This window comes from Streptomyces sp. NPDC042364, from assembly GCF_056437585.1.
The window spans coordinates 606,914-620,295 of sequence record NZ_JBWKAJ010000001.1; the positions used below are offsets into that span (position 1 = coordinate 606,914).

Below are 13,382 nucleotides of genomic sequence, written 5' to 3' on the forward strand. Positions count from 1 at the left end.
TACGCGAAAGAGGTGGTCCGCCGCAGGTGCGACGAGCCGTTCGGGGCCGGGTGCCCCGCCCGGCCCCACGCGTCCGGCCGGCCTCACATTGCCGTGGGGCTCGGTTGCCTAGCGCGGGCCGGTTCGGGTACTCGGTGCCTCCCGAGATGTGAGGAGGCGGAACTGTGACCGGGACCCTCGAAACCAGGCCGGACCATGCCGCGCGTTCCGGGGTGCGCGGGCAGGATCACCACTCCGTGGGCGAGCTGGTGGGACAGGCCACCGCACAGCTCTCCCTGCTCGTGCGCCAGGAGCTGGCCCTCGCGAAGGAGGAGCTGGCGGAGAAGGGGCGCCGCGCGGGGCGCGGCGGCGGGCTGCTGGGCGCGGCCGGAGCCGTCGCCTACGTCGGGTTCATGACGATGGCCGGGGCCGCCGTCGCGGCGCTCTCCCTGGTCATGGACGTGTGGGCCGCCGCGCTCATCGTGATGGGCGTGCTGTTCGTGATCGCGGCCGTCCTGGCCGCCGTCGGACGCGCCCAGCTCAAGCGGGCCACCCCGCCCAAGCCGGAGCGGGCGCTCGACAGCGTCAAGGCGGATGTCGACGAGATCAAGGGAAGGGCACGGCGATGATGATGGCCATGGGTGCGTCCGGCGGTGCGAAGTCAGGGGCCAAGGAGGCCGTCGGGGCGAAGGGCCCTGACGAACTCCGCCGGCAGATCGAGCTGACCCGGACCCGGCTCGGCGACACGGTCGAGGAACTGGCGGCGAAGGCCGACGTGAAGGCGCGAGCCCGTGAACGCGTGCAGTCCGTACGGCAGCGGGTGCCCCGGGAAGCGGTGATCGTGGGAGGGGCGGGCGTGGCCGTCGTGGCCACCGGGGTCTTCGTCTGGCGTCACTACTACCACTAAGAGTTCCGAACAAGAGTGGAGTCCGATCGGCTCGCGGCGTCTGGTGCGTGCGATCGCAAGGCGCCGGAAGCTCCTTGTAGCGGGGCTACCAGGGGCTTTCGGCAACGCGGCGAGCGTGCGTGCCAGGCGTCGCGAGCCGGGCTCTACTTTTGTTCGGAGCTCTAAGGGTTGTCCCGTACCCCCGGCGGGCGCGCGACGCCGGCTACGGCACCACGCCGCGTTGTCAAGGCGTCCGCATGCATCCGGTGTGCGGACGCTCCTCCGCCTCGCGATGCACCGCATCCGATGCCGCGCGGTCAACAGGGGAGCACAGGGCAACCCCTTGGCCGTGTCCGACGATTCGCGTCCACGGCCCAGCGATCCACTGCGGTGTTCGCGACCGAGCGGTGCCGGGCGGGGCCGGTGGCGGCCGACCGGGTCGCCTCAGTTGATCGGCTCGACGTCGTCCGACGTCGTCGTACGGGCCCTCGCCTCCCGCAGGGCCCGTAGCCGCGGCGGCCAGGCGCGGGTGTCGCGGGGTTCCACGTACGGCTCCTCCGAGGGAGGCCGGCCCTGGACGATGGCGCGCTCGCGGGAGAGTTCGGCGTCGAACTCCAGGCCGAGGAGAATCGCGAGGTTGGTGAGCCAGAGCCAGACCAGGAAGGCGACGGCGCCGGCGAGGGTGCCGTAGGTCTTGTTGTAGGAGCCGAAGTTGGCCGCGTAGACCGCGAACCCGGCGGACGCGGCGAGCCAGATCAGGGTGGCGACGACACCGCCGGGGCTGACCCAGCGAAGGCCCCGCCCGCGGACGTTGGGCGCCGCCCAGTACAGCAGCGCGATCATCAGGGTCACCAGCACCAGCAGCACCGGCCACTTCGCGACGCCCCACAACGCGATGGCGGCGTCACCGAGCCCCACCATCGTGCCCGCCCGCTCGGCCAGCGGCCCCGTGAACACCACGATCAGCGCGCTCACGGCGATCATCAGCATCAGCACCAGGGTCAGCGCGATGCGCAGCGGCGTCAGCTTCCACACCGGGCGGCCCTCCGGCAGGTCGTACACCGCGTTGGAGGCGCGGATGAACGCGGCCACGTAACCGGACGCCGACCACACGGCCGCCAGCAGGCCGACGACGGCCAGCACCCCGCCGGTGCCGCCGCCGCCGTCGCTCAGCTGCACGACGGCGTCCCGCAGCACGTCCCGCGCGGGGCCCGGCGCCAGGTCGCCGATGTTGCGGAGGAGTTCGTCGATGGTGCGCCGGCCCGCGACCCCCAGCAGCGACACGGTGAGCAGCAGCGCGGGGAACAGGGACAGCACGCCGTAGTACGTCAACGCCGCCGCCCGGTCGGCGAGATCGTCGTCCAGGACCTCCTTGGCCGTGCGACGCACCACCGCCCACCAGGAACTCCTCGGCAGCCGGATGGGGCTGCCCGCCGCCCGGGCCCCGCCTCGGGCTCCTGTCCTGTCCCCGGCTTCCGCCCCGTCGCCGGTGCCGGACCCCGTCCCCGTCCCCGTTCCCGCCTCCGTGCTCGCCTGCCCGGCGTCGGACCGCTTCTCGCCCATGAGCGGCGGGTCACCCGAATTCGGGCCTCGAATCGCCGACTTGACCTGAATTCCGGTTGAGGTTGAAGGGTGGTGGGCGCCCGGACACGAGCAACGATCCTCGGAGAGCGCCATGACCCGTCGTACCCATGTGCATCCCGTCCTCGACCGCCCCGGAGTCGGAGCACCCTTCTTCAGCACCTGGCGGGTCGGATCGCCGCAGCGGCAGCGCCTGGCCGTCGAGGCGGTCGCCGACACCTGGCTGGGGCGGCCCTGGCCCACCGAGGGGCTGCTGGGCTACTTCCTCTACACCGGGGAGGACGGCTCCACCCTGCTGCACTACGCCCAGTGGGCCGACGAACAGGCCTACGAGGCCTTCGCCCGGACCCGCCGGCAGGAACGCAACGACGCGATCGACACCGCCGTGCCGGACATCGAACGGGTCCGGCTCGGGCGCTACCGCCACTACCGCAGCCTCACGGGGGGCGACCACCACACACGGGTGCCGGGGTGTGTCGTCATCGTCGACATCGAGTTCGACGGGCCGGATCCGGTGCGGCAGCGGGCCTGGGTGGACGCCGTCGAGGAGGCGCTGGCCGCCGAGCCGAACCCGCACCCCGGCGGTATCGCCGCCCACTTCCACGTCAGTACCGACGGCACCCGGGTCCTCAACTACGCGGAGTGGGAGAGCGCCCGGGACCACATCGACGCGCTCGCGGACGACGGCGACGGCGTGGGCTCGCCCACCGGGCTCTGGCGACGGGTGCAGACCTGGCCGGGGCTGAAGGGCAGCACGGTCCGCCGCTACGAGTACGCCCTCGGTCTCGTACCCGACTGATCCGGGGAGCCGCAGGTGAGGCCGAGGGCGGGAAGCTCACCGAAAGGACGAACCGTCTGGACAAAAATAGTTTTCGGTGAGACGGTGGAGCCATGTGGGACGTCACCGTGATCGAGGACCCGGAGGCCGCGGCAGTGTCGCTGGACCCCGTGCGGGCCCGGCTGCTGGCCGAGCTGGCCGCCGGACCGGCGAGCGCCACCATGCTGGCCGGGAAGGTCGGGCTGCCCCGCCAGAAGGTCAACTACCACCTCAAGACGCTGGAGCGGCACGGCCTGGTCGAGCTTGCGGGGGAACGCCGCAAGGGCAATGTCACCGAGCGGCTGATGCGGGCGACCGCCGCGTCGTACGTGATCTCGCCGCTCGCCCTCGCCGCCGTACAGCCGGACCCGGACCGCTTCCGCGACCAGCTCTCGGCGCGCTGGCTGCTCGCGCTCGGCGCCCGGCTCGTCCGCGACGTCGGGACGCTGATCACGGGCGCGGCCAAGGCGCGCAAACGGCTCGCGACCTACGCGCTCGACGGCGAGGTCACCTTCGCCTCGGCCGCCGATCGCGCCGCGTTCGTGCAGGAGCTGACGGCCGGGGTGAGCGCCCTCATCCGCAAGTACGACGCCCCCGGCGCCGAGGGCGGCCGAGCACACCGCGTCGTCGTCGCCGTCCACCCCACGATCACGCGCGCCGCCGGGACGGCGGACCGGGCGGCGGCAGAGACCGCGGCCGAACTCACCGCCGGACCACCGGGCGAACCCGCACCCGAGAGCCCCGCCCCCGAACCGCACCCGTAGTGCTCAGGAGCCACCATGTCCAAGAAATTCGAGATCGCCCGCGAGTTCGAGGTCGACGCCACACCGGAGCAGGTGTGGGAGGCCGTCACCACCGGTACCGGCGGCTGGCTGTGGCCGATGGAGGCGCCCGAGCCGCGGGTCGGCGGCAAGGGGCCCTTCGGGTCCGAGGTCACCGCCTGGGAGCCACCGCACCGCTACACCAACCGGGTGGAGGACGTCGAGGACATCTCAGAGCAGACCCTCAACCAGCTCGACTACACGATCGAGCCGCGCGACGAGGGCCGGCGCGCCTGGGTGCGGTACGTGCACAGCGGCATCTTCGTCGACGACTGGGACAACCAGTACGACGCCGCCGGCCGGCACACCGACTTCTATCTGCACACCCTGCGCCAGTACCTGACGCGCTTCGACGGCCGCCCGGTCACCGCCTTCACCACCTTCGACGGCCCCGGGGCGTCCTCGGCCGCCGGCGCCCTCACCGCCGTCGCCCGGGCGCTGGGCCTCGCGGACGACACCGCCGAGGGCACGCGCGTCCGGGCTGAGGGACCCGAGGGGAAGCCGCTGGACGCGGTGGTCGACTACCGCAACCCCTACTTCATCGGGCTGCGCACCGACGACGCCCTCATCCGCTTCTTCGGCCGCAACCACTGGGGCCACCCCGTCGGCGTCAGCGTCCACGACTTCGCGCCGGCCGCCGACGCCGAGGCCGACGAGGCGGCGTGGAAGGGCTGGCTGAACGGCGTGTTCAGCCGGCCCTGACACACCCGAAGAACCCTCGGCCGGTGTCGGGCGTGTTACGAAAGTCCCGCCTGCCCCGCCCTTCGGGCGGACGACGGGACTTTCGAAAATCACCCCACGGGACAACCCTTAAGGGCGGAACCGCAGCACCGACGGGTCGTGGTCGCTGATCTGGTCGTGGAACTCCGCGTTGATGTGCACGCTGTCGTACGTGAACTCGCAGGAGCGCCGGATCGACGGGCTCACCAGGATCTGGTCGAGGACCTGCGCGTTGCCCTGGTAGACGTACGAGTAACGCTCGTTCCTGGGCAGCGACTTGACCGCCGACCACAGCACGCCGCCGTCCTCCAGCAGCTTGGCGGTGTCGGAGAACTCGAAGTCGTTGATGTCGCCCAGGGCGATGACGTTCGCGTTCCTCTGCTTCGCCAGGATGTCCTTGACGAACGTGTTCACGGCGGTCGCCTGGAGGTGGCGCTGCGTCTCCGAGCTGCGCGCCGGCGGCTGGAACTGCGAGTGCAGCGCCTGGTCGCCGCCCTTGGACGAGAAGTGGTTCGCGATGACGAACACCGACTCGCCGCGGAAGGAGAACTCGCCGACGAGCGGCTTGCGGCTGTTGTTCCAGGCGGCGTTCGCCGGGTCGATCCGACCGGGGGAGACCGTCAGCCGGGCCTTGCCGTACGCCTTCGTCACGCCGGCGGCGGTGGTGGCGTCGCCGCCCGCGCGGTCGGTGAAGGACACCCGCTTGGGGTTGAACAGGAACACCTGGCGGATGTTGCCGCCGGGCTCGCCGCCGTCCGCGAGGTCCACCGGGTCGATGGAGCGCCAGTCGTACGCGGGGCCGCCGGCCGCCGCGATGGCGTCGATCAGCTTCTTCACCGTCTGGTCGGCGGCGACCGTACCGTCCTTCGTGGCGCCGCTGTTGTCCTGGATCTCCTCCAGGGCCACGATGTCGGGCGACTTCAGGTTGTTCACGATCGCGGCCGCGTGGGCGGCGAACGTGGTGTCGGAGGGGTCCAGGTTCTCGACGTTGTACGTCGCCACCGCCAGCTCGCCGCGCGCCTGCCTGCGGGTCGTCTCACGCTCCAGCCCGCCCTGCTTCAAGGTGCCGAGCCGGTCGGCGACGAGCGTGTATCCGCCGAACTGGTTGTAGTCCAGCGGGCCCGCCGTGGCGCCCTTCAGCACGTCACCCACGTTCGCCTTCGGGAAGTCGGCGACCGCGCCCAGCGACTGGACCTTCAGCCTGCCCGTGTTCTGCGAGGTGTACGAGCCGTAGACGGTGCCGCCGCGCCGGTTGGCGTTCTCCCGCGGTTTGACCGTGACCCACAACTCGGTGAACGAGTTGGTGGCGGTGACCACCCGGGCGTCGGCGACCTGGACGTTCATGCCCTCCAGGGACTCGTAGTAGTCCAGGGCGTAGGAGGTGGGGTCGAGGGTGAGCCCGTTGACCGAGCCGTTGGCGGCGGGGTCGCCCGCGGGGGTGTACGCGTCCGGCACGGACTCGGCGTCGACGACGGTCGCGGCGGGAACCGCGTTACCGCTGGAGACGACGGTGACGGTGGGGCGGGTGATCTGGGTCACCGACTGGTTTCCGGACGAAGTGCCGCCCGGCACGAACTCGCCGACCGTGCCCGACACCGTGACCGCGTCGCCCACGGAAACCTTCGGCGCGGAACCGGTGAAGACGAAGACGCCCTCGCTCGTGGCCGGGCTGTCGTCCGCCAGGGTGTCCTGGATCCAGAAGCCGCGCGACGAACCGTAGGTCCGTACACCGGTGACGACGCCCTCGACACCGGTGACCTGCTGGCCGACGAGCGGCGAGGTACGGGTGGTGCCCTGGATGTCGTGGATGCGTATCGTGTCCGCCGCCGCGGGCGTGGTCAGCACCACGGCGGACACCGTGGAGCAGATGGCGGCGACGGTCAGCGCGCCGATGCGCGCGGTTCTCTTGCTCGGCAAGGGGATCCCTCCGGGGACGTACATGGGCGCCGGGACGAGGGTGGACGGGGGGTGGCCTGTGACCGGTGGGGCGGTGTGACGCGCGTAGAACGCCGGAACGCCCGACAGGGCGTCCAGGGGAGGCCGGGGTCTCGCCCCCGTAGCTACCCGTGAGTTTCTACGCGCGTCAATCTCGTGCCTGGTCAGGCCACTTGTCAAGGTTTCGGCCACGTCCGACTCCTGGCGGTTACCTGAACCGGGCGGCATGGGTGGAAATCCGTCTAGGCTGAGCGGCTGCCGAGGTGGTGCGCGGACGGGCCCCGCCTCGCCACCGATGATGCTTGTTGCGCACACCACTCGCCGTCGTTCGTCCCCGAGGAGAACCCCGCCGATGTCAGACAGCTCGCCACTGCCGCCGGTGCGGCTCCGCTCCGAGGCGGAACTGGCGCGGGACGCGCTCGCCACCCCGCTGCTCTCGCGCGCCGCGCGGCTCGCCCGCTGGGCCGGGCCGCGGACGCGGGTGGGTGCCGGGGGAGAACTCGTCGAGGAACAACTGCCCGCCGCGGCCGAGGCGCTCGGGCTCACGGGCGAGGGTGCCGCCGCCGAGGACGCGGCGGCCCTGGCGAGCGAGGCATGGCGGGTGGCCGTGGACACCGGGCTCGTCGAGATCGTGGACCCGGACGAGGAGGAGGGGAGCGCGGTCACCACCGGCGACGCGCTCGCGCTCCTCACCTCCGGCGCGCCCCGCGACGTCCTCGGCGTCTGGCTCACCGCGTTGGAGGCCGCGCTGGCCGACGCGAGCGTGCCCGAACTCGACGGCCTCGTCGACGCCATGGAGTCCGGCGGCGAGATCGACTTCGGCGAACTGGACTGGGACCCCGAGGCCGAGGCGGAGTTCCTCGACGGGGTGCTCGGCAACCTCTACATCCTCACCGTCAGCGAGGACGGCCCCGGCGACGGGCCGGTGCCGCTGCCCGCCCTCGCCGCGTCGATGATCGTCCCGGACGGCATGGGCGAGCCCACCAACGACGTACTGGAGCAGGTGTCGGACGCGATGATGCGGCTCGACGACCAGTTCCGGGTACTGGAGCCGGTCGGGCTGGTCGAGTACCAGCCCGTGGACGAGGCGCTGATGACGGACGCCGACGAGACCGCGTCCGAGGAGGGCGGCGCGGCCGGGGGCGCACCTGCCGTCGACGACACCGATGTCACCCGGTACGGCCTGGTGCGGCTCACCCCGCTCGGGCTGTACGGGATGCGGGCGCGGCTCCAGGAGGCGGGGCTCGTGGCGCCCGCCGTCGGGGACCTCGCCGACAAGGGCGCGGACGCGCTGCTCGACGGCACCGCCGAATACCCGCCGGGGGCGGCCCTCGCCGAGACCGAGCAGTGGCTGGCGCGCCATGAACCCCCGGCCGCCGCACGCGAGTTGCTCGCCGCCGCCCGTGGCTCCGACCAGGCGGCGCCGCTGCGGCGGTTGCGCTGCCAGCAGGCGCTGGCCCTGGTGGGGGCCGCCGCGGAGCCCGCGCTGCGGGAGGTGCTCGACGACGCCGAACTGGGCGGGCTCGCGCGGGTGTGGCTCACCGAGCGGGGGGCCGCGGACGTGCCGGCACCGTCCGAGGAGATGGTGTTCTGGCTGACCATCGACACGGTGGCCGCTCAGCTCGCCGCCGAAGGGAACTCGGCGGAGCTGCAGGGGCTGGTGGAGGGGCTCGCGCAGCAGCACCGGGGGTTCTTCGACGCGGCGTGGCGGGTGGGGCACCCCGCCACTGCGGATGTGCTGGAGGCGATGGGGCGGATCCACCCGGACAAGCGGGTGGCGAAGGAGGCGCGCAAGGCCGCGTTCAAGGCGCGGTCGCAGAAGGGGGAGTGAGGGCTGCCGGGCGCTCCCCCGCAGCCGGCGTGCGGGTGGTGGGCGCCTGAGGGCTCGGGGGGTGTGGTGCGCCGGCGGGCGCGGGTGGCCCGGCGGGTGCGGATGGGCCGGGGCCTGTCTCGCGGTTGACCGCACCCCGGAGAGGCGGGACCGCGCCCCGCCTTCCCCCCTGCGGTTCCCGGCCGGTCCGAAAGCCGGGACCGCGGCCCGGGCTTCCTCGCAGGGCCGCAGACCCCCGCGATGGCGCGCGGAACCACGCGGACAACGCCCCCACCCGCACCCGCCCGACAGCCCCGGGCCCCCGAGCTCTCCCGCGGTGTTCAACCACCGTTCAGGCGGGGGCGGGACAGTGCGGCGCGGAGCTGGGTCCGCCACCCTCCACGGCCTCTCACCGCACGCAGGAGACAGCATGTCGCTCACCCGCAGGGACTTCGCCGGTCGATCAGCGGTCGCCGGCGCCGGTGTCGCGCTGGCCGGCACCGTGGGCGCCCTCGCCACCGCGCCGAACGCCCTCGCGGCCACGGACACCGGCACGGACGACGCGGACGTCGCCCACCAGGCCGACAGTGCGGCGCACCGGCACGGCGGAGCCGGCTACGGGCCCCTCGTCCCCGACCCCGACGGGATCCTCGCGCTGCCTGCCGGATTCACGTACAGGATCCTCACCCACAGCGGGAAGACCAGGCTGGAGTCCGGTGAGTTCACCCCCGGCAAGCACGACGGCACCGCCGCGTTCCCCGGCCCCCGGGGCACCACGCTGCTCGTCAACAACCACGAACTGAAGGGCCCCCGCACCAACTGGCCCTACCCGGTGCCGCTCACCGAGGGACTCGTGTACGACCCGGCCGCGTCCGGCGGCTGCACGGTCGTGGAAGTCCGCCCCGACGGCCGGGTCGCCGAGTGGGTCGGCATCGCGGGCACCTCCACCAACTGCGCGGGCGGCAGCACCCCGTGGGGCACCTGGCTCACCTGCGAGGAGAACTCCGACAGGGCCGGCGTCAACGGCATGACCAAGGACCACGGCTACGTCTTCGAGGTCGACCCCTGCGACCGGCGCGCCAACCGCGACCCGAAGCCCCTGAAGTTCTTCGGCCGGTACGACCACGAGGCCGTCGTCATCGACCCCAAGAGGGGCCACGCCTACCTCACCGAGGACGCCGCCGGCCCCAACGGCCTCTTCTACCGCTGGACCCCGCCGAAGGGCTTCACCCACGGTCCCCGCAGGTTCCGCGCCCTCGCCGACGACGCGGGAGTCCTCCAGGCCCCCAAGTGCTATGACTCCGGCGGCCGTTTCGTCGACGACCTCTCCCGCGCCACCAGGATCGGCACCGTCTACGGCGTCGACTGGGTCGACGTCCCCGACCGGGACGCGCGGACCGTCGCCGTGCGCAAGCAGTTCGACGAGATCACCCGCGCCCGCAAGCTCGAAGGCATGTGGTGGGGCGACGGCGGCGCCTACATCGTCTCCTCCTACGCCCGCGCGGAGAGCCCCGGCGCCGCGCACGACGGCCAGGTCTGGTTCTACGACCCCAAGCGCCGCACCCTCACCCTGAAGGTCCTGCTCGGCGTCAACCCGGACCCGTCCGCCGACGGCACCCCGGACGGCCCCGACAACATCACCGTCTCCCCGTACGGCGGCATCGTCATCGCCGAGGACGGCGAGGGCGTCCAGCACCTCTTCGGCGCCACCGACAGCGGCCGCACCTACCCCATCGCCCGCAACGACCTGAACATCGGCACCGAGGACGAGCCGGAGTACAGCGAGTTCGCCGGCGTCACGTTCTCTCCCGACGGAAAGACCCTGTACGCCAACATCCAGACGCCGGGCATTCTGCTCGCCATCACCGGGCCCTGGAAGCGTCAGAAGCGGTGAAGCGTCCGAAGCGGTGAAGCGTCAGAAGCGGTGGACGCGGCGAAGCGTCCAAGCGGTGGATGCGGCGAAGCGGTGACTAATTCATTCGCCCGCCCCGCGACCGCCCTCCTAGAGTGATGCACGTCCAGGTGCGAAGGCAGGACCTACTTCCACTCATAATGGGGCGGTCGCGGGTTCGAGTCCCGCCGCCGGCACAACACGCCGGCGTAGCTCAGGGGTTAGAGCACCTACGTCGGTTCCGCCGAATTCGATCTCTGGACACCCAAAACTTCATGCACCTCCCGGTGCGCGGGCTGCGGCTCCTTCTTCTGTAAAAAGAATCCACGCCGCCGCCACCTTGATCTCGGGAGGCGCGGCACAAGGTGGGTGCCCGGTGCGCAGGCAGCGGATACTTCGGGAACTGGTGGGGAAAACTCCTCGTGCGGGTTCGAATCCCGTCATCGGCCCACGGCCGGTGTGGCGGAAAGGCAGACGCGCCAGTTTACAGCGCCCGTCGCCGACCCCGATCTCGGACACCTTCCTCCTGCCGCGCCTCCCTCCGTACATCAGTCACGCACAACGTGCGTATGAATTCGGGGGAATTCACCATGGCGCGATTCAACAGCAAGAGCACCCGGGCGCGGCCCACCTCGCGCGTCACCTCGACGGGACGCGTACTCCGCACCCACCAGGGCGGTCGCGGCCAGGAGCGCGACGAGCGCTCCGAGCTGTTTCTGCTCTCGATCGCCAACTTCGTCGCGCAGAAGACGTTCTACGAGTCGGGTGAGGACCGGGACGACAGGTTCGCCGCGCTCGTCCGCCGCCTCGCCGTCACCGACCCGGAGTGGACGGCCGGCCTGCTCGGCTGGCTGCGCGGCGAGGGCAACCTCCGTACGGCCTCCCTCGTGGGCGCCGCCGAGTACGTGAAGGCACGGCTCGACGCGGGCGTCACCCACGGCCCGACCAACCGCCAGGTCATCGACTCGGTGCTGCGGCGCCCGGACGAGCCCGGCGAACTGCTCGCGTACTGGACCTCCCGCTACGGCCGCGCCCTCCCCAAGCCGGTGAAGCGGGGCGTCGCCGACGCCGTACGGCGCCTCTACCACCCCAAGTCGCTGCTGAAGTACGACACCGCGTCCAAGGGCTACCGCTTCGGCGACATCCTCAACCTGGTGCACGCGGCGCCGGACCCGGACAAGCCGTGGCAGGGCGATCTGTTCCAGTACGCCCTGGACCGGCGCCACCACCCGGACACGGCGGTCGTACCCAAGTCGCTGCCCGTGCTCGCGGCGCACCGGGACCTGATGGCCCTGCGGCCCGCCAAGCGCCGCAAGGTCGTGACCGGCGCGGGCGGCGCCCAGCGGCTCGCCGACGCGGGCATCACCTGGGAGGCGCTGGCGGGCTGGCTCCAGGGACCCATGGACAAGGCGGCCTGGGAGGCCGTCATCCCGTCCATGGGGGCCATGGCGCTCGTAAGGAACCTGCGGAACTTCGACGAGGCGGGAGTCTCCGACGAGGTCGCGGCCCGGGTCGCCGCGAGGATCAGCGACCCGGCCGAGGTCGCGCGGTCCCGGCAGTTCCCGTTCCGGTACCTCGCCGCGCACCGGCACGCGCCGTCGCTGCGCTGGGCGTACCCGCTGGAGCAGGCGCTCGGTCACTCGCTGGCCAACGTGCCCGCGCTGCCCGGCCGGACCCTGGTCCTGGTCGACCGCTCGGGCTCGATGTTCTACTCGCGGCTGACCGACCGCTCGTCCCTCACCTACGCGGACGCGGCGGCGATCTTCGGGACGGCGCTCGCGCTGCGGGCGGCGGACGCGGATCTCGTCGAGTTCGGCACCACCAGCCGGCGGGTGTCGTTCCGCAGGGGCGAGTCGGTGCTGAAGATCCTGGAGCGCTTCGGCGACCTGGGCGGCACCGACACCACCGAGGCGGTGCGCAAGCACTACCGCCGGCATGACCGGGTCCTGATCGTCACCGACGAGCAGGCCGGCTACAGCCACCACGGCGACCCGACCGCCCAGGTCCCGGCCGACGTGCCGGTCTACACCTGGAACCTCGCCGGGTACCGGGCGGGCCACGGCCCTTCCGGCACGGCGAACCGCCACACCTTCGGCGGCCTCTCGGACGCGGCGTTCCGGATGGTCCCGCTGCTGGAGGCGGCACGGGACGCCGACTGGCCGTGGGACCGATGACGACGGGGAAGAGGGCGTGAGGACGCCCTGAGTGTGGCCCGTGTCCCAGCAGGGACACGGGCCACACTCTTGTTCGCATCCCGAACTGACATCTAACATTTCAGTTCATGGAGGCCATACGACCGGTGAGCCGCACCCTGCTGAGGGACCGTGCCTACCTCGCCATCCGGGACGCCATCGTGGCCGGGGAGATCGAACCCGGCGCCGTGGTCCGGGACGCCGAGTTCGCGGAGCTGCTGGGGCTGTCCCGCGCCCCGGTGCGGGAGGCCTTCTCGCGGCTGGTGGACGAGGGGCTGCTGGAGAGCAAACCGCAGAGCTACACACGGGTGACGCCCGTGGTGGCCGCCGATGTGCGCGACGCCGCCGCCGTGGTCGGGGCGATGCACGAGCTGGTCACACGGGTCGCCGTACGCCGGCTGTTCGCGGCGGACGTGGAGGCGATGCGGTCGGCCAACGCGCGGTTCGCGACGGCCGTCCACGCGGGCGATGTCGACGCCGCCCTGGACGCCGACGACGAGCTCCACGACGTCCTCGTCCGGGTGAGCGGCAACCGCGCGGCCGCCGCCACCATCGCCCGCTACACCCCGCTCATCCGCCGGCTGGAGCGACGCCGCTTCGGCGAGGGCGGGAACTGCCGCTCCGCCGGGCTGCACGACCGGCTGATCGAGGCCTGCGCGGCCGGTGACACCGACGGGGCGGTCACCGTCACCGCGGAGATCTGGCGCGGCCTGGCGGCCCTCGCCGACGAACCGGAGGCCGGCCCCGCGG

Annotated in this window: 10 protein-coding genes and 1 pseudogene; 9 read left to right on the forward strand and 2 right to left on the reverse strand. The window is 72.3% G+C overall.

The window, feature by feature from the left end:
- Window positions 1-164: 164 nt before the first annotated feature.
- Together AC067N_RS02600 and AC067N_RS02605 are read left to right on the forward strand one after the other, a co-directional pair.
- Window positions 165-608 (forward strand): phage holin family protein, encoded by a 444-nt coding sequence (locus AC067N_RS02600; protein WP_478677025.1) that lies wholly within the window; start codon window positions 165-167, stop codon window positions 606-608.
- Between the two features lie 8 nt (window positions 609-616).
- The gene (locus AC067N_RS02605; RefSeq protein WP_478677026.1) at window positions 617-886 is read left to right on the forward strand and encodes a DUF3618 domain-containing protein; all 270 of its coding nucleotides are present in this window, start codon (window positions 617-619) and stop codon (window positions 884-886) included.
- 423 nt (window positions 887-1,309) lie between these two features.
- Here the strand turns inward: AC067N_RS02605 and AC067N_RS02610 are convergent, their stop codons facing one another.
- Entirely contained in the window at window positions 1,310-2,428 is a 1,119-nt protein-coding gene (locus AC067N_RS02610) for a YihY/virulence factor BrkB family protein (RefSeq protein ID WP_478677027.1), read from the reverse strand.
- 112 nt (window positions 2,429-2,540) lie between these two features.
- On the opposite strand from AC067N_RS02610, the gene AC067N_RS02615 reads away from it, so the two are divergent.
- From AC067N_RS02615 to AC067N_RS02625, 3 genes are all read left to right on the forward strand, one after another.
- Window positions 2,541-3,245, forward strand: coding sequence for an antibiotic biosynthesis monooxygenase (locus AC067N_RS02615; RefSeq protein ID WP_478677028.1), 705 nt, complete (start codon window positions 2,541-2,543; stop codon window positions 3,243-3,245).
- 92 nt (window positions 3,246-3,337) lie between these two features.
- Entirely contained in the window at window positions 3,338-4,027 is a 690-nt protein-coding gene (locus AC067N_RS02620; protein WP_478677029.1) for an ArsR/SmtB family transcription factor, read from the forward strand.
- 15 nt (window positions 4,028-4,042) lie between these two features.
- Window positions 4,043-4,786 carry an SRPBCC family protein gene (locus tag AC067N_RS02625; protein WP_478677030.1) on the forward strand — a complete coding sequence of 248 codons (744 nt, stop codon included), beginning with the start codon at window positions 4,043-4,045 and terminating at the stop codon, window positions 4,784-4,786.
- 108 nt (window positions 4,787-4,894) lie between these two features.
- Here AC067N_RS02625 and AC067N_RS02630 read toward each other — a convergent pair whose 3' ends face one another.
- Window positions 4,895-6,721 (reverse strand): endonuclease/exonuclease/phosphatase family protein, encoded by a 1,827-nt coding sequence (locus AC067N_RS02630; protein WP_478677031.1) that lies wholly within the window; start codon window positions 6,719-6,721, stop codon window positions 4,895-4,897.
- 370 nt (window positions 6,722-7,091) lie between these two features.
- Between AC067N_RS02630 and AC067N_RS02635 the strand changes: the two genes are divergently transcribed.
- The 4 genes and pseudogenes from AC067N_RS02635 to AC067N_RS02650 all read left to right on the forward strand — a co-directional run.
- Entirely contained in the window at window positions 7,092-8,570 is a 1,479-nt protein-coding gene (locus AC067N_RS02635; RefSeq protein ID WP_478677032.1) for a hypothetical protein, read from the forward strand.
- A 409-nt stretch (window positions 8,571-8,979) separates the two neighbouring features.
- The gene (locus AC067N_RS02640; protein WP_478677033.1) at window positions 8,980-10,443 is read left to right on the forward strand and encodes an alkaline phosphatase PhoX; all 1,464 of its coding nucleotides are present in this window, start codon (window positions 8,980-8,982) and stop codon (window positions 10,441-10,443) included.
- A gap of 587 nt (window positions 10,444-11,030) precedes the next feature.
- Window positions 11,031-12,614 carry a TROVE domain-containing protein gene (locus AC067N_RS02645; protein WP_478677034.1) on the forward strand — a complete coding sequence of 528 codons (1,584 nt, stop codon included), beginning with the start codon at window positions 11,031-11,033 and terminating at the stop codon, window positions 12,612-12,614.
- 107 nt (window positions 12,615-12,721) lie between these two features.
- Window positions 12,722-13,360 (forward strand): annotated as a pseudogene (locus AC067N_RS02650) (GntR family transcriptional regulator); the annotation flags it as partial.
- Between the last annotated feature and the right edge of the window lie 22 nt (window positions 13,361-13,382).